Source organism: Acidovorax sp. MR-S7 (assembly GCF_000400995.2).
GTDB lineage: Bacteria > Pseudomonadota > Gammaproteobacteria > Burkholderiales > Burkholderiaceae_C > MR-S7.
Genome location: NZ_DF238897.1, coordinates 1 through 23,778 on the forward strand (window position 1 = coordinate 1; position 23,778 = coordinate 23,778).

Below are 23,778 nucleotides of genomic sequence, written 5' to 3' on the forward strand. Positions count from 1 at the left end.
TACCATTCAGTTCGGAGACCGCATCTCCGTCAATTGAAGTCCGACCCGTTTACACAAAAATTCGGACACGCCCGGCCCTGGGCATAGAGTTCCGACAGGCCTGTCGCCACGGCCTGCTCGGTGCCGATGTAGCTGTTGAAGTCGTTCTGCGTGCGCACGAGGCCCCACAGGCTGGTTCCCAGTGCAAGGACGAAGAGGCTCGCCGGAGCGACGGCGCAAAGGATCAGACGTGTGGTGAATCTCATGGGGAACTGGGGCCAATTTCCCACCGATGGCGGGTCTCAATTCATCATATCGTTAATTGCGAATATAAGAATTTAGTGTTTCCAAGGAGGAGAAACATAGGACCGCGCAGGCTGGCCCGGCGTGCCGGGTCGCCCATCACACACCGACGTAGCGCTGCCACAGTCCGTGGTCGGCATCCAGCGCGGCCGAAGTACCCTGCCACGCCACGCGCCCGCGCTCGATGATGGTGTGGCGGTCGGCCAGGCGGATGAGGCGCTGCACGTACTTGTCGATCACCAGCAGCGTCTGGCCTTGCGCACGCAGGGTCGCCAGGCACTGCCAGATCTCCTCGCGCACCAGCGGTGCCAGGCCCTCGGTGGCTTCGTCCAGGATCAGCAGGTGCGGGTTGGTCATCAGCGCGCGGCCGATGGCCAGCATCTGCTGCTCGCCGCCCGAGAGCTGGTTGCCCATGTTGCGCTGGCGCTCGGCCAGGCGCGGGAACAGGTGGTAGACGCGCTCCAGCGTCCAGGGCTCTTCGCTGGCGTTGCGCCGAGCGGCGAAGGCCAGCAGGTTCTCGCGCACCGAGAGGTTGGGGAAGATCTGCCGCCCCTCTGGCACGATGGCTAGCCCGCGGCGCGCGATGCGGTCGGGCGGCAGGCCGTCGATGCGCTCGCCCAGGAAGCGCACGCTGCCGCCGCGCGGGCGCACGAGGCCGAGCAGCGAACGCACCGTGGTGGTCTTGCCCATGCCGTTGCGGCCCAGCAGCGTTGCGGCCTCGCCCTGGGCGATGGCGAGGTGCACGCCGAACAGCACCTGGCTGCTGCCATAGGCGGTTTCCAGAGCCTGCACTTCCAGCAAGGCGGTCATGTGGCCTCCGGCAGTTCGTCGCCCAGGTAGGCGCGGCGCACCTCGGGGTGCTCGCGAATCTCGGCGGGCGTGCCGCTGGCGATCACGCGGCCGAAGACCAGGGTGGAGATGCGGTCGGCCAGGCGGAAGACGGCGTCCATGTCGTGTTCCACCAGCAGCAGCGTGGTACTGCCGCGCAGCGATTGCAGCAGCGCCACCATGCGCTCGGCCTCGTGCGGGCCCATGCCGGCCATGGGTTCGTCGAGCAGCAGCAGTTGCGGCTGCAGCGCCAGCGCCAGGCCCACTTCGAGCTGGCGCTGCTCGCCATGCGACAGAGCGCCGGCGGGCCGCTGCAACTGCGCGCCCAGGCCCACGCGCTCGGCCACGGCGGCTGCTGCCGCGTAGCGCGCGCGATCGGCCCGCGCCGGGCGCCAGAAACCCGCGCGCTCACGCGACTGGAGGGCCAGCGCGATGTTGTCCAGCACCGGCAGGCGCTTGAACACGCTGGTGATCTGGTAGGAGCGCACCAGGCCCCGTTGCGCGCGCGTGTGCATGGGCAGGCCGGTCACCTCCTGCCCCGCGAAGTGGATGCGGCCCGAGGTGGGCGCGAGCGCGCCCGAGAGCTGGTGGATCAGCGTGGTCTTGCCCGCTCCGTTGGGGCCGATCAGCGCGTGGATCTCGCCCGCTTGCACGGTGAGGCTGGCATGGTCGGTCGCCACCAGCCCGCCGAAGCGCTTGACGAGGTTGTCGATGCGCAGCAGTTCGCCCGTCATGCGGCGGCTCCCTTGCGCCGCGCCAGGCTCAGCAGGCCGTTGGGTGCCAGGAGCACCACGGCGAGCAGCACCGCGCCCAGGCCGAACTGCCAGTGGATGGTGTAGGCCACCAGCACCTCTTCGAGCAGCAGGAACAGCGCCGCGCCCGCCAGCGGGCCATACAGATGCCCCACGCCGCCCAGGATCACCATCACCAGCAGCATGCCCGACTGGCTCCACTGCAGCATGGAGGGACTGATGAAGCTGCCCTGGTTGGCCAGCAGCGCCCCCGCCAGCCCGGCGATGGCGCCAGCCAGCGTGAAGGCCGCGAGCTTGTAGCGGTAGACGGGAAAGCCCATGGCCTCCATGCGCGTCTCGTTCTCGCGGATGCCCTGCAGCGCGTGGCCGAAGCGCGCGTTCAGCAGGCGCCAGAGCGCGAGGAACACCAGCACGGACACGGCCAGCGCCACGTAGTAGAACTGCGCGTCGTCGGCAAGGTCGATGCCCAGCCCGACGTGCGAGCGCGCGGGCAGCGAAAGTCCGTCCTCACCGCCGTAGGCCTTGAGCGACACCATGAGGTAGTACAGCATCTGCGCGAAGGCCAGCGTGATCATGATGAAGTACACGCCCTGCGTGCGCAGGCTGACCAGCCCCACAACGCAGGCGCACAGCCCGCCCGCCACGAACGCCAGCGGCCAGGCCACCCAGGCGGAGGTGATTCCGGCCTGCATGAGAATGCCCGCGGCGTAGGCCCCCACGCCCACGAAGGCCGCGTGGCCGAAGCTGACCATGCCGCCGAAGCCCAGGATCAGGTTGAGGCTGGTGGCGGCCAGCGCGAACACCAGCACGCGGCTGGCCACGCCCACGTAGAAATCCTCGCCCAGCGCGCCGGCGATGGTGGGCACCAGGGCCAGCAGTACCAGCAGCGGCACGGCGACGGCGGGGCGCAGCCGGTGGTCCAGAAGAGACGTCATATCAGTTATCCATAGCGCTGCGCGCCACCCGCATCGCGTGAAACCGGCGCGGCCCAGGCGCAGGCAGCCGCGCAAGGGCCGCCCCGCCGCGCTGGCTGCGTCCCCCTCCCATAGCGCGAAGCGCGTAGAGAGAGGGGGAAGGCGCGAAGCGACTCAGGGGGTGTTTCATCTCAATGCGTAGGGAAAAGGCCCTTGGGCTTCCAGAACAGCACGGCGGCCATGAGCACGTAGATCAGGATCGAGGCCACGGCCGGCCCGGCGCTGGAGGCCGCCTCCGGCCCCATGAGCTGGCCGAACAGCATGGGCACCAGCGTGCGCCCCGCCGTATCCACCACGCCCACCAGCAGCGCGCCCAGCAGCGCGCCGCGGATGGAGCCGATGCCGCCGATCACGATGACCACGAAGGCCAGGATCAGGATGCTCTCGCCCATGCCCACCTGCACGGCCAGCAGCGGGCCCAGCATGCCGCCCGCCACCGCGCACAGGGCCGCGCCCAGCGCGAACAGCGCGGTGAACAGGCCGCGCACGTTGGCGCCCATCGCCAGCGCCATCTCGCGGTTGGATGCGCCCGCGCGCACCTGCATGCCCACGCGCGTGCGCGTGACCAGCAGGTACAGCAGCAGCGCCACTGCCAGCCCGACGCCGATGATGAAGAGCCGGTAGGCCGGGTACGAGAAGCCCGGCAGCAGCTCCACCGGCCCCGCCAGCGACGCGGGCGGGTTGAGCGGCACGGGCTGCGAGCCCCAGACCATGCGCACCGCCTCGTTGGCCATGAGCAGGATGGCGAAGGTGCCCAGCACCTGCGAGAGGTGGTCGCGCTGGTACAGGCGCCGCAGCAAGGTCACCTCCAGCAGCACGCCGACCGCCGCCGTGGCGGCGATGCCCGCAGCCAGCCCAACCCAGAACGAGCCCGAGGCCGCCGCGCAGGTGGCGATGAGGTACGCGCCCACCATGTAGAGCGAGCCGTGCGCGAGGTTGATCATGTCCATGATGCCGAACACCAGCGTCAGCCCCGCTGCCAGCAGGAAGAGCATCAGGCCGAACTGCAGGCCGTTGAGGGCCTGCTCCAGCACCAGGATGCCCGTCATGCGGGCATCTTGCATTCAGACGCGTAGGCGTCGCCGTGGTTCTTGAAGATGGGCGCCACCGTGCGGTTGGTGATGCGCCCCTGGCTGTCCTTGGTGATCACGCGCAGGTAGTAGTCCTGGACGGGGAACTGGTTGGGGCCGAACTTGAACGGGCCGCGCACCGAGTCGAACTTCGCCGCCTTGAGCGCGCGGCGCACGGCTTCCTTGTCGGCCAGGTTGCCCTTCACGTCGCGCACGGCGGCGTCGATCAGGCGCGCCGCATCGTAGCCCTGCGAGGCGTAGAGCGTGGGCAGGCGGCCGTATTCCTTCTGGAAGTCGGCCACGAAGCGCTTGTTGGCCGGGTTGTCCAGGTCGTGCGCCCACTGCGAGGTGTTGAACATGCCCAGCATGGGCTCGCCCACGGCGCGGATCACGTCCTCGTCGGCCGAGAAGCCGGGGCCGTACAGCGTCATGTCCTTGGACAGGCCGGCGCCCACGAACTGCTTGATGAAGTTCACGCCCAGGCCGCCGGGCAGGAAGATGTAGACCGCATCGGCGCCCGAGGCGCGCATCTTCGACAGCTCGGCACCGTAGTCGAGCTGCGACAGCGGCGTGTACATCTCCAGCGCGATCTCGCCCTTGAAGTAGCGCTTGAAGCCCGCCAGCGCGTCCTTGCCCGCCGGGTAGTTGGGCGCGAGCAGAGCGACCTTCTTCGCGCCCTTGTCCTGCGCCGTCTGGCCGGCGGCCTCGTGCTGGTTGTCGTTCTGGTAGGAGGCGCTGAAGAAATACGGGTTGCACTGCGCGCCCGCGAGCTGCGAGGGGCCGGCGTTGGCGCTGATGTAGAAGGTCTTGGACTGGAACACCGGCTGGCCCACGGCCAGCATGACGTTGGAGAAGACGATGCCGGTCATGAAGTCGACCTTGTCGCGCTTGACCATGCGGTCGGCCGTCTGCTTGGCCGCGTCGGGGCTCTGCTGGTCGTCGGCCACGATGACCTCGGCCGGCAGGCCGCCGAGCTTGCCGCCGTTCTGCTTCACGGCGAGCTGGAAGGCATCGCGGATGTCCACGCCCAGCCCGGCGCCCGGCCCAGAGAGCGTGCTGAGCAGGCCGATCTTCACCTTGTCGGCGGCCTGCGCGGTGGCGGCCAGGCACAGGGCGGCGGTGGCCACAACGGCCAGGCGCAGGGGGGCGGGGGGCTTGCTCATGCGGGATGCTCCTGAAAACTCGGGGTCGTAAGTGGGCGTAAAACGCCGTAGCTTACCGGTGGTTGCAGGCGGGGCAGGAAAAAAGCGCGCTACCTGCGCGCCACACCGGCGTGGCTGCCGGCCTGGAAAATCTGTATGAAATCGGCCTCCAGCGCTTGCCAGTCAAGCGCAAGCAGCTACTTTTTTTGACAGTCGTGCCAGAATGCGCGCATGCAAGCCCGCCCCGCCTATGCGGCGCACGCCGCAGCGCCGCCCCGCCCCGAACCGCAAGACACCAGCGTCGCGCAGTCGCTGTACCGGGCCGCGCTGGGCCCCGTGAATGTGGCGCACTATCTGGCCGCCTTCGAACGGCTGGACGCGACGGGCCGCGTGCTGCCCGGCTGGAACACGGCGGCCGCGCTGTGTCCGCTGGGCTGGCTGGCGTTCCGCCGCCTGTGGCGGGCGGCGCTGGTGTACCTGGCGGCGCTGGCGGCGGCCGCGCTGCTGCTGTTCACGGCCGGGCACCAATGGCTGGCGCTGCCGCCGCCGATGCTGGCGGGCCTGGCGCTGGCCGGGCTGCTGGTGGCGTGCGGGCTGCCGGGACTGTATGGCGACGCGCTGCTGCATGCCGACGTGCGGCGGCGGATCGACCGCGCGGTGGCGTCCGCGCCCACCCTGCGCGAGGCGATGGACCTGCTGGACCGCCAGGCCAGCAGCCGGCGGCGGCTGGCCTGGACGGCGGCGCTGGGCGGAGCGCTGTTGCTGGCGGCGGCGGTGGCCTGGGCCCTGTTCCAACGCGGTGTGCCGCCAGCGGGCGAAGCCCAGGGACAGGCGCCGGCCCTGCCGCCCCCGCAGCCTCCCGCCCGTCAGGCCGAACGCATGGATGCCTTGCCCATGCCGTCCGGCACGCCGGTGGCCGATGCGGCCGCCGTGCCGCCGCCGCAGGCAGAGAGCGGCAGCGGCGCGGCGCCGGAGCCCGCCGTGCCTGCGGCGGTGGTGGACGCCGCGCCTGCGCCCCCGGTGCAGGAGACGCTCCCCGCACCCGTGGCGCAGCCCGCGTCTGCGTTGGCTCCCGCCAAGCGCGCTGTGCCGCCTGCCAGGCAGACGCAGGCGGCGGCGCAGCGCAAGCTCTACATCAACGTGGGCCTGTTCGCGGACCCGGCCAACGCCCGCCGCGCGCATGCGCGGCTGCGCCAGGCCGGGCTGCCATCCACCGTGCAGTCCGTGGCGCGCGCCGACGGCCGGCGGCTGCAGCGCGTGCGGGTGGGGCCGTTCGCCTCGGCGGCGCAGGCCAACGCGGCGGCGGCGCAGGTGCGCACGCTGGGGTTGGACGCGGCGGCGGCCGTGGAGTAGACGGGCCGGGGGCGTTACCTATCGTGACGGCGGCGGCGCACACGCCGCGCTAAGGTGCGGCTTTTTTCATCGGGAGGATGTGACTATGCGCAAGATTTCCTGGGCGGCGGCGGCCGCCGCGGCGGCGTTGGCACTGGTATCGGGCTGCTCGTCGGTGGGCCCGGCGGCAACGCCCGCGCCGCCGCCGATCGGCGCGAGCACCGCGCCCGTGGGCGGCACGTGCGACACGCAGGCCGCGCAGTGGGCGCTGGGCAAGAACGGCACGGCCAAGGTGCTGGAGGAGGCGCGCGTGCGCGCCGGCGCCCGCATGGCCCGCGTGTTGCACAAGGGCCAGCCGGTCACGATGGAGTTCGACGCCCAGCGGTTGAACCTGGAGGTGGACGGCAGCGGCAAGATCACCGCCGCGCGCTGCGGCTAAATCAATCCCCGAGGAACAGCGACTGCAGGTCGCTGAGGAAATCGAAGCCGCGCTCGGTGGGGCGTACCCGCTCCATGTCGCGCTCGACGAGGCCCCGTGCCTCGGCCTCCTGCAGCCCCTGGGCGATGGCCGTGAGCGGCAGCCCCGTGCGGGCGGTGAAGTCCTGCAGCGCGAAGCCTTCGCGCAGGCGCAGCGCATTCAGCATGAACTCGAACGGCAGGTCGGCGCGGCGCACCTCGTCGTCCTGGGCGATGGCCTGGCCGGCCAGCGCGCCCTGCATGTAGCGCTGCGGGTCGCGCAGGCGCACCTGCCGCACGATGCGGTGCGCGAAGCTCAGCTTGCTGTGCGCGCCCGCGCCGATGCCCAGATAGTCGCCGAACTGCCAGTAGTTGGTGTTGTGCAGGCACGGGTGACCTTCGCGCGCATAGGCTGAGACTTCGTAGCGCCGCAGGCCGTGCTGGGCCGTCAGCTCGGTGATGCGGTCGAGCATGGCGTAGGCCGTGTCCTCCTCGGGCAGCGGCGGCGGGTGCTTGGCGAACCAGGTGTTGGGCTCCACGGTCAGGTGGTAGATGGACAGGTGCGGCGGCGCGAGCGCGAGCGCGGTGCGCACCTCCTGCTCCAGTCCGTCCAGCGTCTGGCCGGGCAGGGCGTACATGAGGTCGAGGTTGAAGGTGTCGAACGACGCGGCGGCTTCCTCCACGGCGGCCAGGGCCTGGGCGCGGTCGTGCACGCGGCCGATGGCCTGCAGGTGCCGGTCGTCGAAGCTCTGCACGCCGATGGACAGGCGCGTGACGCCCGCGCCGCGGTAGGCGCGGAAGCGCTCCTTCTCGAAGGTGCCGGGGTTGGCCTCCAGCGTGACTTCGCAGCCCGCGTCGAGCCGCAGGCGCGCGCGGATGTCGGCCAGCAGCCGGTCGATGGCCTCGGGCGCGAACAGGCTGGGCGTGCCGCCGCCGATGAAGATGCTGTGCACCGTGCGGCCCCAGACGAGGGGCAGGGCGGCTTCGAGGTCGGCCACCAGCGCGTCGAGGTAGCGGGCGGCGGGCACGTCGCCGCGCGCCTCGTGCGAGTTGAAGTCGCAGTAGGGGCACTTGCGCAGGCACCAGGGAATGTGCACATACAGCGACAGCGGCGGCAGGCTGGACAGCTGCAGCAGGCCGGGGCGCATGTAGTGCTGCACGTCGCGCGGGGGCAGGGACTGCGGCGCAGTGACGATGGGGACGGTCATCGGGCTCTCAAAACCATAGCTGGCTGCGCTTGTTCAGCAAGGGTTTGCATAGGAAAACCATGCGAATCCCTTGGGTAGAAAGCGCAAGCAGCTCTTTTTTCATAGCCAATGCGTGCGGATCAGCGCCAGCATCTGCTGCGCGGAGCGGCCGCGGTGGCTGTGGGCGTTCTTCACCTCGGTGGGCAGCTCGGCGAAGGTCTTGCCGAATTCGGGGATGAGCATCACCGGGTCGAAGCCGAAGCCGCCCGCGCCGCGCGGCGCGCGCGAGATCTCGCCGGCCACGCGGCCCACGGCGATCAGCGGCTCGGGGTCCTGCGGGCTGCGCACGGCGACTAGGGTGCTGACCATGGCGGCGCGGCGGTCGTCGATGCCTTCCATCTGCTCGATCAGCGCGCGCACGTTGTTGGCGTCGCCCTTCTCATAGCCGAACTGCGTGGCGTAGTAGGCCGTCTGCACGCCGGGCAGGCCGCCAAAGGCGTGGATGCACAGGCCCGCGTCGTCGGCCAGCGCGGGCAGGCCGGTGTGCGCGCAGGCGTAGCGCGCCTTGGCCAGCGCGTTCTCGACGAAGGTGTGGAACGGCTCCTCGGCCTCGCCCACGCCCAGTGCGCCCTGCGCGATGAGCTGCACGCCCAGCGGCGCCAGCATGGTTTGCAGCTCGGCGAGCTTGCCCTTGTTGTTGGATGCAAGAACGAGTTTCATGGTCATTTTGGCCTCTGGCGCTTGCTAGGAAAGCGCTGGCAGCTATTAATTTTGAAGCGATTGCTGTTGCAGCGCGACCAGCTCGGCGATGCCTTGCTCGGCCAGCGCCAGCAGTGCGTTCAGCTCGCCCTTCGAGAAGGCCGCGCCTTCGGCCGTGCCCTGCACTTCCACGAAGTGCCCGGCGCCGGTCATCACCACGTTCATGTCGGTGTCGCACGCCACGTCTTCCACGTATTCCAGGTCGAGCAGCGGCGCGCCCTGCACGATGCCGACCGACACGGCCGCCACCGCGCCGGTGATGGGCGAGGCGGCGATCTTGCCCGCCGCCAGCAGCGTGGCCACCGCGTCGTGCGCGGCCACCCAGGCGCCGGTAATGGCGGCGGTGCGCGTGCCGCCGTCGGCCTGGATCACGTCGCAGTCCAGGTGGATGGTGCGCTCGCCCAGGACCTTCAGGTCGAACACCGCGCGCAGGCTGCGGCCGATGAGACGCTGGATCTCCTGTGTGCGCCCGCTCTGCTTGCCGCGCGCGGCCTCCCGGTCGCTGCGCTTGTGGGTGGAGCGCGGCAGCATGCCGTATTCGGCCGTCACCCAGCCGCAGCCAGAACCGCGCTGGTGCGGGGGCACCTTCTCCTCGACCGAGGCGGTGCACAGCACGCGGGTGTGGCCGAATTCGATGAGCACCGCGCCCTCGGCGTGCATGGTGTAGCGGCGCGTGATGCGAATGGGGCGCAGGGCGCTGGCGGCGCGCTGGCCGCTGCGTTCAAAGGTCATGGGTGTCTTTCGGCGAACGGCCCCGGGGGCGGTTCACGGTTTTTTGGAAGCAGAGCGACGGATGGCTTCGTTGATCTCGGCGATGGAGCGCTCGATGGCCTCGTCGTCCAGGTCGTCCACGAAGCCGTCGAGGGGTTCGGCCTGGATGGTGGATTCGAACACGTCGTCGCTGATGCTCTCGGTGGACACGCCCTGGGTGGACTCGAACGCGTCCGGCGTCTCCCACTCCATGGCCACCACGGTGACGTTGTCGCTGGTGTCGCCGGCAGCGCGCAGCGCGTCCTCCACCAGGTCGGGCACCGCGTTGGACACAGCCTGGCGGCCCAGGCCGCGGACGATGGCGTCGTCGTCCAGCGCGCCCCACAGGCCGTCGGAGCACAGCAGGATGCGGTCGCCCTGCTCCAGCAGGACGGGGCCGCTCAGGTCGTAGATGGGCTTGGTGGGCGAGCCCAGGCAGGTGAACAGCACGTTGCGGTTCACGCGCTCCAGGCCGGGGATGGCGGCGTTGCGCAGCTCCAGGTAGGAGTGGTCGCGCGTGCGCGTGAGCAGGTCGCCAGCGCGCACCACATAGAGGCGCGAGTCGCCGCAGTGGACCCAGTGGGCGCGGCCCTCCTGCACCACCGCCGCCACCAGCGTGGTGCGCGGCGTGTCCAGCATGCCCTTGCTGCTGGCGTAGCGCAGGATCTGGTGGTGCGCCGCCAGCAGCGCGGAGGTGAGGAACTCGCCCGCGTTCTGCAGCGCCGGCCGGGCCTGGCGCTGGAACATGGACGAGACCGTCTGGATGGCGATCTGCGCCGCCACCTCGCCCTGCGGGTGGCCGCCCATGCCGTCGGCCAGCACGAACAGGCCGCACTCGCGCGTGTAGCAGTAGCCCATGCGGTCTTCGTTCTTCTCGCGCCCGCCGCGGCGGCTGATCTGGAAGACGGAGAACTTCATTTGGGACGGGCCGCGAGGTCGGAGGCGTCCGTCGCCTTGGGCGCGCTCTTGCGGTTGTCGGAAACCAGGGTGTCGAACTGCATGCGCACCTTCTCGGCCACCGACAGCTTGGTATAGCGGCGCTCGCCCTCGCGGCTCAGCTCCTTTTGCAGCGCGAAGACCGATTGCGGGCGCGACAGCGGGTCGAGCGCCATGCACCACTCCACCACCTCGATCAGGTTGTCGGAGTAGATGCCGCGCAGCTTGTTGAGCGCGAGCGACAGGCGGTCCTTCTCCTGGCGCTGCGGCGCCTCGTTGGGCGGAAAGCCCTGCATGCAGGCGTAGATGCAGGCGCCGATGGCGTAGATGTCCGTCCACGGGCCCATCTGCGCGTCGCGGCGGTACATCTCGGGCGCGGCGAAGCCGGGCGTGTACATGGGGCGGATGAAGTTGCCTTCCTTGGACAGCACCTCGCGCGCGGCGCCGAAGTCGATCATCACCGCCTTGTTGTCGTCGGTGATGAAGATGTTGGCCGGCTTGATGTCCAGGTGCAGCATCTTGTGCTGGTGCACGATGCGCAGGCCGCGCAGCACCTCGTCGAACAGCGAGCGGATGGTGGACTCGCGGAACACCTTCTGCGTCTTGAGGTCGCGCGCGGTGATGATGAAATCCTGCAGGGTCGCGCCCTCCAGGTAGTTCATCACCATGTAGACGGTTTCGTTCTCGCGGAAGAAATTGAGCACGCTCACCACGGAGGCGTGCGAGATCTGCGCCAGCGAGCGCCCTTCCTCGAAGAAGCTCTTGAGGCCCAGGCGGTAGAGCGAAAGCTTCTCGGGCGGCACCTTGGGCAGCAGCTCGCCCGGCGCGCGCGTGGCCAGCGATGCAGGGATGTATTCCTTGATGGCGACTTGCTGGCCCTCGGCATCCACGGCGAGATACACCACGCCAAAGCCGCCGGAAGCCAGCCTGCGCACCACGCGGTAGCCGCCGATCACGGTATCGGGGGGCAGGGGAGCCGGCTTGATTTTTGACATAGGGAGCGAGGAAGACGCGGGCGCAGCGAGCGAACCCGGATAATCGCCGGATTGCAAGCAATCCACCACCGAAAAGTCCAATGGCAGTTTACAGCATGACCGGATACGCCAGCGCGCAGCGAGGCGTAGCCGCGGCAGGGGATGACAAGGACGGACAGGGCCGACGCCTGGGCCTGGAGATACGCTCCGTCAACAGCCGTTTCCTCGACCTGGCGTTCCGCCTGTCCGATGAGCTGCGCGCCCACGAGCCGGCGTTGCGCGCCCTGCTCACGGCGCAGCTCAAGCGCGGCAAGGTCGAGGTGCGCGCCTTCGTGGATGCGGACGGCGCCACAGCCCTGGCCGAGCCCGCGCCGCGCCTGCTGCAGCGGGTGAGCGCCGTGCAGGACGCCGTGCGTTCCTGGCTGCCCGACGCCGCTCCCCTGTCCGTGGCCGACGCGCTGCGCCTGTGCGCCAACGCCAGCGCGCCCGCCCAGGACTGGAGCGAATCGCTCCCGGCCCTGGCGCGGCAGGCGCTGGACGACCTGGTCGCCGCCCGGGCGCGCGAGGGCGAGCGCCTGGCCGCCATGCTGCACGACCGCCTGGGCCAGCTGCGGGCCCTGGCGCAGCAGGCCGGCCCGCTGGTGCCGCAGCTCGTGGAACAGCAGCGTCAGCGCTTCATGGAACGCTGGCGCGAGGCCATGCAGCTGGCCGAAGGCGCCGCTGTGCCCGAAGCCGCCCAGGACCGCGCCCTGACCGAGGCCACGGCCTTTGCCATCCGCATCGACGTGGCAGAGGAAATCACCCGGCTGCAGGCCCATCTGGACGAGATCGAGCGCCTGCTCAAGAAGGGTGGCGAGATCGGCAAGCGCCTGGACTTCCTCATCCAGGAGCTGCACCGCGAGGCCAACACCCTCGGCTCCAAGTCCGCAGCCATGGAGCTCACGCGCATCAGCGTGGACATGAAGGTGCTCATCGAGCAGATGCGCGAGCAGGTGCAGAACATCGAATAATTCAACATGGACTATCCCGGAAACCTCTTCGTCGTATCGGCTCCCAGCGGAGCGGGCAAATCCAGCCTGGTCAAGGCGCTGCTGGAGCTGGATTCGCACGTGCAGCCCTCGGTGTCCCACACCACGCGCGCGCCGCGCGGGCAGGAAAAGCACGGGCGGGAATACTTCTTCGCCTCGGAGCAGGAGTTCGACGCCATGGTGTCGGCCAACGGCTTCGTGGAGTGGGCCAACGTGCACGGACGGCGCTACGGCACCTCGCGCAAGGTGATCGAGGAGCGCGTTGCGCACGGCGCCGACGTGGTGCTGGAGATCGACTTCCAGGGCGCGCTCCAGATCAAGCAGGCCTTCGTGAACGCCGTGCTGATCTTCATCCTGCCGCCGAGCTGGGAGGAGTTGCGCTCGCGCCTGGAGCGGCGCGGCGAGGACGCGCCGGAAGTGATCGAGATGCGCCTGCGCAATGCGGCCGACGAGATGGCGCAGGTCGAGAAATTCGACTTCGTTATAATCAACGAAGTTTTCGAACGGGCGCTCTTCGACCTGAAGACCATCGTCCATGCCCAGCGCCTCAAGTACACCGCCCAGCGCCGCGCCCGGGCCGATACGTTCGAATCGCTCAACATCCCCTGAATCGCCCCGGAGAGACCCAATGGCCCGCATTACCGTGGAAGACTGCCTCGAAAACGTTCCCAACCGCTTCCAACTGGTGCTGGCTGCCACGTACCGCGCCCGCATGCTGAGCCAGGGCCATGCCCCCAAGATCGAAAGCCGCAACAAGCCCGCGGTGACGGCGCTGCGCGAGATCGCCGCCGGCAAGGTCGGCCTGGAAATGCTGAAGAAAGTGCCCGGCTGAACCTGGAGACGCCAGGCGCCCGCACTACCGGGCAGAGAAAGCACCGCAGAGGCGGTGCTTTTTTTTGCCCGCCTGTCGCCGGTTGTCTGACACGCTACATTAAAGGCATGGACGTGGTCGTGAAAAAGGGGGGCGCCGGCAGTGCGCAGATGGAGCCCGCCGTGCCAAACAGCTCATCCGCCGCAGCGGCCAATGCCGCGGCGGCGAGCTTCGCCGCGCTTCTGGAAAAGCTCGACTACCTCGACAGCGCCAGCATCGAGCAGGTGCGCCAGGCATACCGCTATGCCGATGCGGCGCACCTGGGCCAGTTGCGCAGCAGCGGAGAGCCCTACATCACGCACCCCATCGCCGTGGCCGCGCTGTGCGCGAGCTGGAAGCTCGACGTGCAGGCCCTCATGGCGGCCCTGCTGCACGATGCCATGGAGGACTGCGGCATCACCAAGGCCGACCTGATCGACCGCTTCGGCGCGCCGGTGGCCGAACTGGTCGATGGCCTGACCAAGCTCGACAAGCTGCAGTTCAACACCCGCGAGGAAAACCAGGCGGAATCCTTCCGCAAGATGCTGCTGGCCATGGCGCGCGACGTGCGCGTCATCCTCATCAAGCTGGCCGACCGTACGCACAACATGCGCACGCTGTCGGACATGCCGCGCAGCAAGTGGCACCGCATCTCGTCGGAAACGCTGGAAATCTACGCGCCCATCGCTCATCGGCTCGGCCTGAACCAGACCTACCGCGAACTGCAGGACCTGGCATTCCGCCACCTGCATCCCTGGCGCTATGCGACGCTGGCCAAGGCGGTTGCCAAGTCGCGCAACCGCCGGCGCGACATCGTGCAGAAGGTGCAGGCAGAGGTGGACGCGGCCTTCGCCCGCCAGGGCATGGCGGTGCGCTTGGCGGGGCGTGAGAAGACGCTCTTCGCCATCTACCAGAAGATGGACGCCAAGCACCTGAGCTTCGCCCAGGTGACGGACCTGTACGGCTTTCGCATCATCGTGCCCACGGTGACGGACTGCTACACCGCCCTGGGCGTGTTGCACCAGATGTACAAGCCCGTGCCGGGCAAGTTCAAGGACCACATCGCGATCGCCAAGCTCAACGGCTACCAGTCGCTGCACACCACGCTCGTGGGGCCGGCGGGGCTGAACGTCGAATTCCAGGTGCGTACCGAAGAGATGCACGTCGTGGCCGAGGCGGGTGTGGCCGCCCACTGGCTTTACAAGGCACAGGAGACGGACGGCACGGTGGCCGAGCGGCTGGGCACGAAGTGGCTGCAGTCGCTGCTCGACATCCAGAACGAAACACGCGATGCAGCGGAGTTCTGGGATCACGTCAAGGTGGACCTGTTCCCGGATGCGGTCTACGTGTTCACGCCCAAGAGCCAGATCCTCGCGCTGCCGCGCGGTGCCACCGCCGTGGATTTCGCCTATGCCATCCACAGCGACGTGGGCGACCGCACCACGGCGGCGCGCATCAACAACGAGCAGGTGCCCTTGCGCACCGAGCTCAAGAACGGCGACGTGGTCGAGGTCGTCACCAAGCAGGGCGCACGGCCGAACCCGGCCTGGCTGGCCTTCGTGCGCACGGGCCGTGCGCGCTCGAAGATCCGGCATTACCTCAAGAACATGGCGCAGAGCGAGTCGGCGGGGCTGGGGGAGAAGTTGCTCACCCAGGCGCTGCGTGCCGAAGGCATGGAGCAATTGCCCGACGCGCAAACACATGCGGCTCTCTGGGAAAAACTGCTGCGCTTCACCGGCAGCCGCAGCCGCGCGGAACTGATGACCGATATCGGCCTGGGCAAGCGCATCGCCAACATCGTGGCCAAGCGGCTGGTGTTGCTGCTGACAGAAGACGGCCAGCGGCCTGATGCGCTGCTGCTGACCCGCGAGCGCTACAGCTCCCACGAGAACGTCTCGCAGGGCAGTATCACGCTTGATGGCAGTGAGAACGCTTCCGTGCAATACGCGCCTTGCTGCCGGCCCGTGCCCGGCGATCCCATCGTGGGCTATCTGGGGCGCGGCGAGGGGCTGGTGGTGCACCACGCCCAGTGCGGCGTGGCCAAGAAGCTGCAGCACAAGGATGGGGAGCGCTTCATCGCCGTGGACTGGTCCGACGAGCCCACGCGCATGTTCGAGACGGCGATCACCGTCACCGTGAGCAACGGCAAGGGCGTGCTGGCACGCATCGCCTTGGAGCTGGCCAGTTCCGAGGCCGACATCGTGCGTGTGGACATGGACGATGCGATGGACACCATCGACCTGCGCTTCGTCGTGGCCGTGCGGGACCTCGCGCACATGGAAACGGTGCTGCGCAACCTGCGCCGCACGCAGTCCGTGCTGCGGGCGTTCAGGGTGCTGCCGCAGCCCGCGTAGTGCGGAGATTCAGGCGCCCGGCTCCGGGTAGCGCACGGACAGGATTTCCAACGTGCGCGCTCCGGCGGGCGTCTGCAGCGATACCTCATCGCCTTCGCGCGCCTTGAGCAGCGCGCGCGCCACGGGCGATATCCAGCTGATCTGGTGCAGGCTGTTGTCGGCTTCGTCCACGCCCATGATGGTCACGGTGCGCTCCACGCCCTCGTCATCGATGTAAGCGACCGTCGCCCCGAAGAACACCTGGTCGCTGCCGGCGTGCAGCGAAGGGTCCACGACCTCGGCGATTTCCAGCCGCTTCGTGAGGAAGCGGATGCGCCGGTCGATTTCCCGCAGACGCTTCTTGCCATACAGGTAGTCGCCGTTTTCCGAGCGGTCGCCATTGCTGGCGGCCCAGTGGACCACCTCGACGACCTTGGGGCGTTCTTCGTCGATCAATGTCAGCAACTCGGCGCGCAGCCGGGCGTAGCCCTGGGGCGTGATGTAGTTCTTGCCGCCCAGGGGGATGCCGGCGGGCAGGGCAGGCTCGTCGTCGGCCTCGTCGGTTTCCTTGGTGAAGGCTTTGCTCATGGCGCTATCGTGCCTGAAAGTGCTGGCGCAAACGAAAAAGCCCTGGAACCTTGCAGTTCCAGGGCTTACCGTTTGGTGCGGCTGGCAGGAATCGAACCCACGACCCCTTGGTTCGTAGCCAAGTACTCTATCCAGCTGAGCTACAGCCGCTAAGCTTTGAATTATAGCACGAAGTTTTCACGCTATTTCAAAAATCGCCACTTGCTGGGATTGCAGAGTTTCTGCGGATCGGCATCGTGACGATGGGATGGATTGTAGCGCAGTTTTTGCTGCGCTCACGGGAAAGGGCCCGCTGTCAGCGGCTGGTGTAGCCCAGGCAGGCGCCCGCGTTCGGCATGCCCTTGCATTCTCGGTAGAGCCTGCGGTCTCGCTCGGCAGTGGTTTCGCCGGAGTGGTTTTGCTGCTGCTTGATCTTGACGGAGCGGGACTTCTTCGGTGCGGATGCGGCACTGCTTTGCGCTTCGCGGGTCTTCTTGGTCACGGCATGTGCCATGTCGGCCATGCATGCCGCGGAGAGGATGACTGCTGCCCCCAAGAGGCGGGTGGTGGAGAGCGAAAGGTTCACTGTGGTCATGGCGTACCCGGAGAATGGCTGAAGCTGCCATCTTGCAGATGTGCTGTCCTGAAAGGGGCGGGGGCCACCCCGGATGGGACGAAAAAACGACTGGCGGTATAATCGACCGGTTTTGCATGGTGCAAGACGCACGTTGGCGGCCCTTCCAGCCTCCGGCGCAAGTAGAACCGGGATCGGGCTGTGCGCCCTGTCTCTCAATCAAGGAAAAATCATGATCGCATCCTCCGTCAAGGCCGAAGTCGTCAAGGCCAACGCCCGTTCCGCCAGCGACACAGGCAGCCCCGAAGTGCAGGTGGCCCTGCTCACGGCCCGTATCAACGAGCTGACCCCCCACTTCAAGCAGCACGCCAAGGACCACCACGGTCGTCGCGGCCTGTTGCGCATGGTGAGCCGCCGCCGCAAGCTGCTGGACTACCTGAAGGCCAAGGACGCTGACCGCTACACGGCGCTGATCGCCAAGCTGGGCCTGCGCAAGTAAGCACGCCGGCATGCCAAAACGCCTGGGTTAGTGTGGACTAGCTCAGGCGTTTTTTACTTCGGAGTCGCAATCGCAGAGCGAAGCTGTGTCATTCCAATGGCCTTGCCGGGGCAGGATCACTGGAATGGCATCGTGTTCTTCAATTGCACTCCATCCCTTGCTGGTCAAGCGCGACCAGCTATCAATATGGAAGCAAGGAGCTGAACCATGAGCATTTTCAACAAAGTCACCAAGTCGTTCCAGTGGGGCGACAAGACCGTCGTGATGGAAACGGGCGAGATCGCCCGCCAGGCCTCCGGCGCCGTGCTGGTCAACATCGACGACACCGTGGTGCTGGCCACGGTCGTCGGCTCCAAGACCGCCAAGCCCGGCCAGGACTTCTTCCCCCTGACGGTGGACTACATCGAGAAGACCTACGCCGCCGGCAAAATTCCCGGCAGCTTCTTCAAGCGCGAGGCCAAGCCCAGCGAGCTGGAGACACTGACCAGCCGCCTGATCGACCGTCCGATCCGTCCGCTGTTCCCCGAAGGCTTCTACAACGAGGTGCATGTGGTCATCCACACCATCTCGCTGAACCCCGAAGTGGATGCTGACATCGCCGCCATGATCGCCGTGAGCGCCGCGCTGTCCATCTCCGGCATCCCCTTCAACGGCCCGATCGGTGCCGCGCGCGTGGGCTATATCAACGGCGAATACGTGCTGAACCCCGGCCAGACGGCGCGCAAGAACTCGCAGATGGACCTGGTCGTCGCGGGCACCGAGGCTGCCGTGCTGATGGTCGAGTCCGAGGCGCAGCAACTGACCGAAGACGTGATGCTGGGCGCCGTGGTGTTCGGCCACGAGCAGGGCAAGGTCGCCATTAACGCCATCCATGAGCTGGTGCGCGACGCGGGCAAGCCAGTGTGGGACTGGCAGCCTCCTGCCAAGGATGAGCCGTTCATCGCCAAGGTCACGCAACTGGCTGAAGAAAAGCTGCGCGCTGCCTATCAGATCCGCAGCAAGCAGGCCCGTACGCAGGCCCTGCGCGAGGCCTCGGCTTCGGTGCTGGAATCGCTGAAGGCCGAGGGCGCCGACTTCGACGCTGTCAAGGTCGAGGCCCTGCTGTTCGACATCGAAGCCAAGATCGTGCGCAGCCAGATCCTGGCCGGCGAGCCGCGTATCGACGGCCGCGACACGCGCACCGTCCGCCCCATCGAGATCCGCAATTCCGTGCTGCCGCGCACCCACGGCTCGGCGCTGTTCACACGCGGCGAGACGCAGGCGCTGGTGATCTCCACGCTGGGCACCGAGCGCGATGCCCAGCGCATCGACGCACTGGCCGGCGAGTTCGAAGACCGTTTCCTGTTCCACTACAACATGCCTCCCTTCGCCACCGGCGAAGTCGGCCGCATGGGTTCGACCAAGCGCCGCGAAGTCGGCCACGGCCGCCTGGCCAAGCGTGCCCTGGTGGCCTGCCTGCCCAGCAAGGACGAGTTCCCCTACACGATCCGCGTGGTGTCCGAGATCACCGAATCCAACGGCTCCTCGTCGATGGCCTCGGTCTGCGGCGGCTGCCTGTCGCTGATGGATGCCGGCGTGCCCATGAAAGCGCACGTGGCCGGCATCGCCATGGGCCTGATCAAGGAAGACAACCGCTTTGCCGTGCTGACCGACATCCTGGGCGACGAGGACCACCTGGGCGACATGGACTTCAAGGTGGCCGGCACGACCAACGGCATCACCGCTCTGCAGATGGACATCAAGATCCAGGGCATCACCAAGGAAATCATGCAGGTCGCCCTGGCCCAGGCCAAGGAGGCGCGCATGCACATCCTGGGCAAGATGCAGGAAGCCATGGGCGAGGCCAAGACCGAGATCAGCAGCTTCGCACCCAAGCTCTACACGATGAAGATCAACCCCGAGAAGATCCGCGACGTGATCGGCAAGGGCGGCGCCACCATCCGCGCACTGACGGACGAGACCGGCTGCCAGATCAACATCGAGGAAGACGGCACCATCACCATCGCCGCCACCGAAGCCGCCAAGGCCGACGAGGCCAAGCGCCGCATCGAAGAGATCACGGCCGAGGTCGAGGTGGGCAAGATCTACGAAGGCCCGGTCACGAAGATCCTGGACTTCGGCGCCCTCATCAACCTGCTGCCCGGCAAGGATGGCCTGCTGCACATCAGCCAGATCGCCCACGAGCGCGTGGAGAGGGTCAGCGACTACCTGCAGGAAGGCCAGGTAGTCAAGGTCAAGGTGCTCGAGACCGACGAAAAGGGCCGCGTGAAGCTGTCCATGAAGGCCCTGGCCGAGCGCCCCGCTGGCGACAGCGGCCGTCCCGCGCCCGCCGAGCGTGGCGAACGCGGTGAGCGTGGCCCGCGCCGTGACAACGGCAATGGTTCCTCTGAGCAGCAACAGCAGCAGGCACCTGAAGCCGGAGCGGCTTCTGGCCAGATGAACGGCTGAAAACCGTTTGCTATTGATAAAGGAGCTGCCGGCGCTTGCTGTATAAGCGCTGGAGCCCTTAATTGAGCAAAGTCCAAGCCATGACGACTGTGATGCAAGCCGTGGAAATCGCGGCATTCGGGCCGCCCGAAGGGTTGCGCCTGGGCGAGCGGCCGGTGCCCCGGCCGGGGCCGGGAGAGCTGCTGATCCGCGTTGCGGCCAGCGGCGTGAACCGTCCCGACGTGCTGCAGCGCAAGGGGAGCTATGCTCCTCCGCCCGGCGTGTCGGACCTGCCCGGCCTGGAGGTGGCCGGCGTAGTGGAGGCGGGCGATTCCGAGGCCATGGCGCAGGCAGGTCTGCGCGTAGGCGACCGCGTGTGCGCGCTGGTGGCTGGCGGTGGCTACGCGCAGTGGTGCGTGGCGCCCGTGCCCCAGTGCCTGCCGGTGCCGGAGGGCCTCAGCGACGTGGAGGCAGCCTCGCTGCCTGAAACCTTCTTCACGGTCTGGAGCAATGTCTTCGACCGTGCACGGCTGCAGCCGGGCGAGACCCTGCTGGTGCAGGGGGGCAGCAGCGGCATCGGCGTCACTGCCATCCAACTGGCGCGCGCGCGGGGCGCAACCGTCATCGTCACCGCGGGCAGCGACGACAAGTGCGCGGCCTGTCTGGCGCTGGGTGCGCACCATGCCATCAACTACAAGACGCAGGACTTCGTCGCCGAAACGCGGCGCATCACCGAAGGCCGTGGCGTGGACGTGGTACTCGATATGGTTGCGGGCTCCTATGTGGCGCGCGAGGTAGAGTGCCTGGCGGAGGACGGGCGCGTGGTCATCATCGCCGTCCAGGGCGGCCTGCAGGCAGAGTTCAATGCCGGCCTGGTGCTGCGCAAGCGCCTGACCATCACGGGCTCCACGCTGCGTCCGCGCCCTGTGGCCTTCAAGGGGGCGATCGCCCAGGCGCTGCGCGAGCAGGTCTGGCCGCTCCTGGCGTCGGGGGCCGTGAAGCCGGTCATCCACAGCACGTTCGCGGCGGCCGATGCGGCCCGGGCGCATGCGCTGATGGAGTCCAACGCGCACGTAGGCAAGATTGTTTTGACGTGGACGACATGAACCAGAAAAGAAAGCTCATTGCCGGCAACTGGAAGATGAACGGCAGCCTGGACGCCAATGCGGCCTTGCTGCAGGCGCTGCGCGAGGGCGTGGGTACGCCCGCGTGCATCGTCGCCGTAGCCGTGCCCGCGCCTTATCTCGCGCAGGTGCAGTCGCTGGCCGAAGGCTCGCCGATCGCGGTGGCGGCGCAGGATGTGTCGCAGCACGACAGCGGTGCGTTCACGGGCGAAGTGTCCGCGGGCATGCTGCGCGACTTCGGTGCGCGCTACGTGCTGGTCGGGCACTCCGAACGCCGCCAGTACCACGGCGAGACCGATGCCGTGGTGGCGGCCAAGGCGCAGAAGGCGCTGGCGGCGGGCATCACGCCCATTGTCTGCGTGGGCGAGACGCTGCAGGAGCGCGAAGACGGGCAGACGGAATCGGTGGTGAAGCGTCAGTTGGCTGCCGTGATCCATGCCGTCGGCCACTGCGTGAGCGAGCTCGTTGTGGCCTATGAGCCCGTCTGGGCCATCGGCACCGGCCGCACGGCGACGCCTGAGCAGGCGCAGCAGGTACATGCGGTGCTGCGTGCCCAGCTGGCGGCAGCCACCGAGCGCGCGGACAAGGTGCCGCTGCTCTACGGCGGCAGCATGAACGCGGCCAATGCGGCGCAGCTGCTGGCCCAGCCCGACATCGACGGCGGGCTGGTCGGCGGGGCTTCGCTCAAGGCCCAGGATTTCTTGCAAATTATTGCTGCAGCGCAGAGTGCATAAGCGCGGGCAGCTATGAATATAGGAGTTGGTAAAGCATGAATGCAATGGTAAACGTGATTCTGGCGGTGCAGATGCTGACCGCCCTGGGCATGATCGGCCTGATCCTCATCCAGCATGGCAAGGGGGCCGACATGGGGGCTGCCTTCGGCAGCGGCAGCTCCGGCAGCCTGTTCGGTGCAAGCGGCAGTGCCAACTTCCTGTCGCGCACCACGGGCGTGCTGGCGACGGTGTTCTTCGTCGCCACGCTAGCGCTGGCCTATTTCGGCAACCAGCGCCCGACCAGCGCAGGCAGCGTGCTCGAGACGCCTGCTGCCGTGGCGCCCGCTGCCTCGGCACCGGCTGCATCGGAGGCCGCCGTTCCTGTGCCTGCCGCAGAGCCGGCATCGGGCGCTGCCCAGATTCCGACCAAGTAAGCACGTGCGGGCAGGGCGGACCCGCACAAAAAAATCAGCCCGTCCTTTGTGACAGGGTTTTTCCGGAGTAGAATCTCGGATTGTCTGGAAAGCCAAAACCGTTCCGGTCCTCATGCCATCCAGACGCATACAACAGCCGTCGTGGTGAAATTGGTAGACACGCTATCTTGAGGGGGTAGTGGCGAAAGCTGTGCGAGTTCGAGTCTCGCCGACGGCACCAATCACAAAAAGGCCGCCTCCTTGGCCCGTGCATGCGGGACATGCGAGGCGGTTTTTCAACGGTGAGCGCGTCCCCTGATGAACCTCGATCAATACCTCCCCGTCCTCCTGTTCATCTTGGTCGGCATCGGCGTCGGTGTTGTGCCACTCGTGCTGGGCTATGTGCTGGGCCCCAACCGACCGGACGCTGCGAAGAACTCCCCGTACGAATGCGGCTTCGAGGCCTTCGATGACGCGCGCATGAAGTTCGACGTGCGCTACTACCTGGTCGCTATCCTCTTCATCCTGTTCGATTTGGAAATCGCCTTCCTCTTCCCCTGGGCCGTGACGCTGCAGGAGGTGGGTGTGACGGGCTTCGCCGCCGTGCTGGTCTTCCTGGCCATCCTCGTGGTGGGCTTCGCCTACGAATGGAAGAAGGGCGCCCTGAACTGGGAATGAGCGGCGCTACACAAGGAATATCACGATGATTGAAGGTGTGATGAAGGAAGGCTTCATCACCACGAGCTACGACTCCGTGGTGAACTGGGCCAAGACCGGATCCCTCTGGCCCATGACCTTCGGCCTGGCCTGTTGCGCCGTCGAGATGATGCATGCGGCCGCCGCGCGCTACGACCTGGGCCGCTTCGGCGCCGAGGTGTTCCGCGCCAGCCCGCGCCAATCCGACCTGATGATCGTGGCCGGCACGCTCTGCAACAAGATGGCGCCCGCCCTGCGCAAGGTCTACGATCAGATGGCCGAGCCGCGCTGGGTCATCTCCATGGGCTCGTGCGCCAACGGCGGCGGCTACTACCACTACAGCTACTCGGTCGTGCGCGGCTGCGACCGCATCGTGCCGGTGGACGTGTATGTGCCGGGCTGCCCCCCGACCGCGGAGGCGCTGATCTACGGGATCATCCAGCTCCAGCAGAAGATCCGCCGTACCAACACCATTGCGCGTGTCTGAGGGGAAACGATGACTGCCATTGCCATTCGACCCGAAGAACTGCGTGACGCGGTCGCCGCCGCCCTGGGTGACAAGGCGCGCGAGATCACCATTGCGCTGGACGAGGTGACCGTAATCGTCCCCGCGGCGCACTACCTCGAAGCCATGCAGACGCTGCGCGACGCACCGCAGTGCCGTTTCGAGCAGCTCATCGACTTGTGCGGTGTCGACTACTCGGCCTACGGCAACGTCGGTACCGAGAGCCCCCGTTACGCAGTCGTCTCGCACCTGCTGTCGGTCACGCTGAACCAGCGCGTGCGCGTGAAGGTGTTCTGCCCGGATGACGACCTTCCCGTCGTGCCGTCGGTGAACGACATCTGGAACTCCGCCAACTGGTTCGAGCGTGAGGCCTTCGACCTGTACGGCATCGTCTTCGATGGCCACAACGACCTGCGCCGCATCCTGACCGACTACGGCTTCATAGGCCATCCCTTCCGCAAGGATTTCCCACTGTCCGGCCATGTGGAGATGCGCTACGACGCCGAACAGCGCCGCGTGGTCTACGAGCCCGTGAGCATCGAGCCGCGCGAGGTCACGCCGCGCATCATCCGCGAAGACAAGTACGGAGGCCTGCACTGAGGCGGCC

27 protein-coding genes and 2 tRNA genes are annotated in these 23,778 nt (G+C 67.6%); 15 read left to right on the top strand and 14 right to left on the bottom strand.

Annotated features, from left to right (window positions below; all coding sequences use genetic code 11):
* Positions 1-29: 29 nt before the first annotated feature.
* The 6 genes from AVS7_RS02230 to AVS7_RS02255 all read right to left on the bottom strand — a co-directional run bounded on the left by AVS7_RS02230 (position 30) and on the right by AVS7_RS02255 (position 5,069).
* Entirely contained in the window at positions 30-245 is a 216-nt protein-coding gene (locus AVS7_RS02230; RefSeq protein WP_034689779.1) for a hypothetical protein, read from the bottom strand.
* A gap of 136 nt (positions 246-381) precedes the next feature.
* Entirely contained in the window at positions 382-1,092 is a 711-nt protein-coding gene (locus AVS7_RS02235; RefSeq protein WP_020226884.1) for an ABC transporter ATP-binding protein, read from the bottom strand.
* Positions 1,089-1,844, bottom strand: a complete 756-nt coding sequence (locus AVS7_RS02240; protein WP_020226885.1) for an ABC transporter ATP-binding protein — start codon at positions 1,842-1,844, stop codon at positions 1,089-1,091. Before AVS7_RS02240 ends, AVS7_RS02235 begins: the two co-directional genes overlap by 4 nt.
* The gene (locus AVS7_RS02245) at positions 1,841-2,797 is read right to left on the bottom strand and encodes a branched-chain amino acid ABC transporter permease (RefSeq protein WP_020226886.1); all 957 of its coding nucleotides are present in this window, start codon (positions 2,795-2,797) and stop codon (positions 1,841-1,843) included. Before AVS7_RS02245 ends, AVS7_RS02240 begins: the two co-directional genes overlap by 4 nt.
* A gap of 170 nt (positions 2,798-2,967) precedes the next feature.
* Positions 2,968-3,885: a branched-chain amino acid ABC transporter permease gene (locus AVS7_RS02250; RefSeq protein WP_020226887.1), complete on the bottom strand. Its 918-nt coding sequence runs from the start codon at positions 3,883-3,885 to the stop codon at positions 2,968-2,970.
* Positions 3,882-5,069: an ABC transporter substrate-binding protein gene (locus AVS7_RS02255; RefSeq protein ID WP_020226888.1), complete on the bottom strand. Its 1,188-nt coding sequence runs from the start codon at positions 5,067-5,069 to the stop codon at positions 3,882-3,884. Before AVS7_RS02255 ends, AVS7_RS02250 begins: the two co-directional genes overlap by 4 nt.
* Before the next feature lie 210 nt (positions 5,070-5,279).
* Here AVS7_RS02255 and AVS7_RS02260 point away from each other — a divergent pair, with 210 nt between their 5' ends.
* Both AVS7_RS02260 and AVS7_RS02265 read left to right on the top strand, forming a co-directional pair.
* Positions 5,280-6,401: an SPOR domain-containing protein gene (locus AVS7_RS02260; RefSeq protein WP_020226889.1), complete on the top strand. Its 1,122-nt coding sequence runs from the start codon at positions 5,280-5,282 to the stop codon at positions 6,399-6,401.
* A gap of 85 nt (positions 6,402-6,486) precedes the next feature.
* Entirely contained in the window at positions 6,487-6,819 is a 333-nt protein-coding gene (locus tag AVS7_RS02265) for an I78 family peptidase inhibitor (protein WP_020226890.1), read from the top strand.
* Between the two features lies 1 nt (position 6,820).
* On the opposite strand, the gene hemW is transcribed toward AVS7_RS02265, so the two are convergent.
* The 5 genes from hemW to AVS7_RS02290 form a co-directional block, all read right to left on the bottom strand.
* A complete protein-coding gene (gene hemW / locus AVS7_RS02270) occupies positions 6,821-8,044 on the bottom strand; it encodes a radical SAM family heme chaperone HemW (RefSeq protein WP_020226891.1) in 1,224 nt (407 codons plus the stop codon).
* 99 nt (positions 8,045-8,143) lie between these two features.
* On the bottom strand, positions 8,144-8,743 hold the full coding sequence (gene rdgB / locus AVS7_RS02275) for an RdgB/HAM1 family non-canonical purine NTP pyrophosphatase (protein ID WP_034689848.1): 600 nt from the start codon (positions 8,741-8,743) through the stop codon (positions 8,144-8,146).
* A 45-nt stretch (positions 8,744-8,788) separates the two neighbouring features.
* Positions 8,789-9,514: a ribonuclease PH gene (rph, locus tag AVS7_RS02280; RefSeq protein WP_020226893.1), complete on the bottom strand. Its 726-nt coding sequence runs from the start codon at positions 9,512-9,514 to the stop codon at positions 8,789-8,791.
* 33 nt (positions 9,515-9,547) lie between these two features.
* Entirely contained in the window at positions 9,548-10,450 is a 903-nt protein-coding gene (locus tag AVS7_RS02285; protein ID WP_020226894.1) for a PP2C family serine/threonine-protein phosphatase, read from the bottom strand.
* The gene (locus AVS7_RS02290) at positions 10,447-11,463 is read right to left on the bottom strand and encodes a serine/threonine-protein kinase (RefSeq protein ID WP_034689783.1); all 1,017 of its coding nucleotides are present in this window, start codon (positions 11,461-11,463) and stop codon (positions 10,447-10,449) included. Before AVS7_RS02290 ends, AVS7_RS02285 begins: the two co-directional genes overlap by 4 nt.
* Before the next feature lie 95 nt (positions 11,464-11,558).
* Between AVS7_RS02290 and AVS7_RS02295 the strand changes: the two genes are divergently transcribed.
* From AVS7_RS02295 to AVS7_RS02310, 4 genes are all read left to right on the top strand, one after another.
* Positions 11,559-12,452, top strand: coding sequence for a YicC/YloC family endoribonuclease (locus AVS7_RS02295; protein WP_020226896.1), 894 nt, complete (start codon positions 11,559-11,561; stop codon positions 12,450-12,452).
* A 6-nt stretch (positions 12,453-12,458) separates the two neighbouring features.
* Positions 12,459-13,079, top strand: a complete 621-nt coding sequence (gmk, locus tag AVS7_RS02300; protein ID WP_020226897.1) for a guanylate kinase — start codon at positions 12,459-12,461, stop codon at positions 13,077-13,079.
* Between the two features lie 19 nt (positions 13,080-13,098).
* Positions 13,099-13,302 carry a DNA-directed RNA polymerase subunit omega gene (rpoZ, locus tag AVS7_RS02305; protein WP_020226898.1) on the top strand — a complete coding sequence of 68 codons (204 nt, stop codon included), beginning with the start codon at positions 13,099-13,101 and terminating at the stop codon, positions 13,300-13,302.
* Between the two features lie 149 nt (positions 13,303-13,451).
* A complete protein-coding gene (locus AVS7_RS02310; protein ID WP_234449961.1) occupies positions 13,452-15,674 on the top strand; it encodes a bifunctional (p)ppGpp synthetase/guanosine-3',5'-bis(diphosphate) 3'-pyrophosphohydrolase in 2,223 nt (740 codons plus the stop codon).
* A gap of 9 nt (positions 15,675-15,683) precedes the next feature.
* Here AVS7_RS02310 and greB read toward each other — a convergent pair whose 3' ends face one another.
* The 3 genes from greB to AVS7_RS02325 form a co-directional block, all read right to left on the bottom strand.
* On the bottom strand, positions 15,684-16,241 hold the full coding sequence (gene greB, locus AVS7_RS02315) for a transcription elongation factor GreB (protein WP_020226900.1): 558 nt from the start codon (positions 16,239-16,241) through the stop codon (positions 15,684-15,686).
* Positions 16,242-16,314: 73 nt separating this feature from the next.
* A tRNA-Arg gene (locus AVS7_RS02320) sits at positions 16,315-16,391 on the bottom strand.
* 145 nt (positions 16,392-16,536) lie between these two features.
* Positions 16,537-16,815 (bottom strand): hypothetical protein, encoded by a 279-nt coding sequence (locus tag AVS7_RS02325; RefSeq protein ID WP_024000821.1) that lies wholly within the window; start codon positions 16,813-16,815, stop codon positions 16,537-16,539.
* Positions 16,816-17,026: 211 nt separating this feature from the next.
* Here AVS7_RS02325 and rpsO point away from each other — a divergent pair, with 211 nt between their 5' ends.
* The 9 genes from rpsO (at position 17,027) to AVS7_RS02370 (ending at position 23,771) form a co-directional block, all read left to right on the top strand.
* Positions 17,027-17,293, top strand: a complete 267-nt coding sequence (gene rpsO, locus AVS7_RS02330; RefSeq protein ID WP_024000822.1) for a 30S ribosomal protein S15 — start codon at positions 17,027-17,029, stop codon at positions 17,291-17,293.
* 207 nt (positions 17,294-17,500) lie between these two features.
* Positions 17,501-19,741, top strand: coding sequence for a polyribonucleotide nucleotidyltransferase (pnp, locus tag AVS7_RS02335; protein ID WP_020226904.1), 2,241 nt, complete (start codon positions 17,501-17,503; stop codon positions 19,739-19,741).
* Between the two features lie 92 nt (positions 19,742-19,833).
* Positions 19,834-20,826: an NAD(P)H-quinone oxidoreductase gene (locus tag AVS7_RS02340; protein WP_020226905.1), complete on the top strand. Its 993-nt coding sequence runs from the start codon at positions 19,834-19,836 to the stop codon at positions 20,824-20,826.
* Entirely contained in the window at positions 20,823-21,578 is a 756-nt protein-coding gene (gene tpiA / locus AVS7_RS02345) for a triose-phosphate isomerase (RefSeq protein WP_024000823.1), read from the top strand. Before AVS7_RS02340 ends, tpiA begins: the two co-directional genes overlap by 4 nt.
* A 35-nt stretch (positions 21,579-21,613) precedes the next feature.
* Positions 21,614-21,991 carry a preprotein translocase subunit SecG gene (gene secG, locus AVS7_RS02350; protein WP_034689788.1) on the top strand — a complete coding sequence of 126 codons (378 nt, stop codon included), beginning with the start codon at positions 21,614-21,616 and terminating at the stop codon, positions 21,989-21,991.
* Between the two features lie 135 nt (positions 21,992-22,126).
* Positions 22,127-22,211: transfer RNA gene (locus tag AVS7_RS02355), tRNA-Leu, on the top strand.
* Between the two features lie 77 nt (positions 22,212-22,288).
* On the top strand, positions 22,289-22,648 hold the full coding sequence (locus AVS7_RS02360; RefSeq protein WP_020226908.1) for an NADH-quinone oxidoreductase subunit A: 360 nt from the start codon (positions 22,289-22,291) through the stop codon (positions 22,646-22,648).
* Positions 22,649-22,673: 25 nt separating this feature from the next.
* On the top strand, positions 22,674-23,153 hold the full coding sequence (locus tag AVS7_RS02365) for an NADH-quinone oxidoreductase subunit B family protein (protein WP_024000824.1): 480 nt from the start codon (positions 22,674-22,676) through the stop codon (positions 23,151-23,153).
* Between the two features lie 9 nt (positions 23,154-23,162).
* Entirely contained in the window at positions 23,163-23,771 is a 609-nt protein-coding gene (locus tag AVS7_RS02370) for an NADH-quinone oxidoreductase subunit C (RefSeq protein ID WP_020226910.1), read from the top strand.
* Positions 23,772-23,778: the final 7 nt, after the last annotated feature.

Bases quoted from the DNA above. Each gene is read 5' to 3' on its own strand.
- AVS7_RS02230 (WP_034689779.1), bottom strand. From the start codon at position 245: ATGAGATTCACCACACGTCTGATCCTTTGCGCCGTCGCTCCGGCGAGC.
- AVS7_RS02235 (WP_020226884.1), bottom strand. From the start codon at position 1,092: ATGACCGCCTTGCTGGAAGTGCAGGCTCTGGAAACCGCCTATGGCAGC.
- AVS7_RS02240 (WP_020226885.1), bottom strand. From the start codon at position 1,844: ATGACGGGCGAACTGCTGCGCATCGACAACCTCGTCAAGCGCTTCGGC.
- AVS7_RS02245 (WP_020226886.1), bottom strand. From the start codon at position 2,797: ATGACGTCTCTTCTGGACCACCGGCTGCGCCCCGCCGTCGCCGTGCCG.
- AVS7_RS02250 (WP_020226887.1), bottom strand. From the start codon at position 3,885: ATGACGGGCATCCTGGTGCTGGAGCAGGCCCTCAACGGCCTGCAGTTC.
- AVS7_RS02255 (WP_020226888.1), bottom strand. From the start codon at position 5,069: ATGAGCAAGCCCCCCGCCCCCCTGCGCCTGGCCGTTGTGGCCACCGCC.
- AVS7_RS02260 (WP_020226889.1), top strand. From the start codon at position 5,280: ATGCAAGCCCGCCCCGCCTATGCGGCGCACGCCGCAGCGCCGCCCCGC.
- AVS7_RS02265 (WP_020226890.1), top strand. From the start codon at position 6,487: ATGCGCAAGATTTCCTGGGCGGCGGCGGCCGCCGCGGCGGCGTTGGCA.
- hemW (WP_020226891.1), bottom strand. From the start codon at position 8,044: ATGACCGTCCCCATCGTCACTGCGCCGCAGTCCCTGCCCCCGCGCGAC.
- rdgB (WP_034689848.1), bottom strand. From the start codon at position 8,743: ATGAAACTCGTTCTTGCATCCAACAACAAGGGCAAGCTCGCCGAGCTG.
- rph (WP_020226893.1), bottom strand. From the start codon at position 9,514: ATGACCTTTGAACGCAGCGGCCAGCGCGCCGCCAGCGCCCTGCGCCCC.
- AVS7_RS02285 (WP_020226894.1), bottom strand. From the start codon at position 10,450: ATGAAGTTCTCCGTCTTCCAGATCAGCCGCCGCGGCGGGCGCGAGAAG.
- AVS7_RS02290 (WP_034689783.1), bottom strand. From the start codon at position 11,463: ATGTCAAAAATCAAGCCGGCTCCCCTGCCCCCCGATACCGTGATCGGC.
- AVS7_RS02295 (WP_020226896.1), top strand. From the start codon at position 11,559: ATGACCGGATACGCCAGCGCGCAGCGAGGCGTAGCCGCGGCAGGGGAT.
- gmk (WP_020226897.1), top strand. From the start codon at position 12,459: ATGGACTATCCCGGAAACCTCTTCGTCGTATCGGCTCCCAGCGGAGCG.
- rpoZ (WP_020226898.1), top strand. From the start codon at position 13,099: ATGGCCCGCATTACCGTGGAAGACTGCCTCGAAAACGTTCCCAACCGC.
- AVS7_RS02310 (WP_234449961.1), top strand. From the start codon at position 13,452: ATGGAGCCCGCCGTGCCAAACAGCTCATCCGCCGCAGCGGCCAATGCC.
- greB (WP_020226900.1), bottom strand. From the start codon at position 16,241: ATGAGCAAAGCCTTCACCAAGGAAACCGACGAGGCCGACGACGAGCCT.
- AVS7_RS02325 (WP_024000821.1), bottom strand. From the start codon at position 16,815: ATGACCACAGTGAACCTTTCGCTCTCCACCACCCGCCTCTTGGGGGCA.
- rpsO (WP_024000822.1), top strand. From the start codon at position 17,027: ATGATCGCATCCTCCGTCAAGGCCGAAGTCGTCAAGGCCAACGCCCGT.
- pnp (WP_020226904.1), top strand. From the start codon at position 17,501: ATGAGCATTTTCAACAAAGTCACCAAGTCGTTCCAGTGGGGCGACAAG.
- AVS7_RS02340 (WP_020226905.1), top strand. From the start codon at position 19,834: ATGCAAGCCGTGGAAATCGCGGCATTCGGGCCGCCCGAAGGGTTGCGC.
- tpiA (WP_024000823.1), top strand. From the start codon at position 20,823: ATGAACCAGAAAAGAAAGCTCATTGCCGGCAACTGGAAGATGAACGGC.
- secG (WP_034689788.1), top strand. From the start codon at position 21,614: ATGAATGCAATGGTAAACGTGATTCTGGCGGTGCAGATGCTGACCGCC.
- AVS7_RS02360 (WP_020226908.1), top strand. From the start codon at position 22,289: ATGAACCTCGATCAATACCTCCCCGTCCTCCTGTTCATCTTGGTCGGC.
- AVS7_RS02365 (WP_024000824.1), top strand. From the start codon at position 22,674: ATGATTGAAGGTGTGATGAAGGAAGGCTTCATCACCACGAGCTACGAC.
- AVS7_RS02370 (WP_020226910.1), top strand. From the start codon at position 23,163: ATGACTGCCATTGCCATTCGACCCGAAGAACTGCGTGACGCGGTCGCC.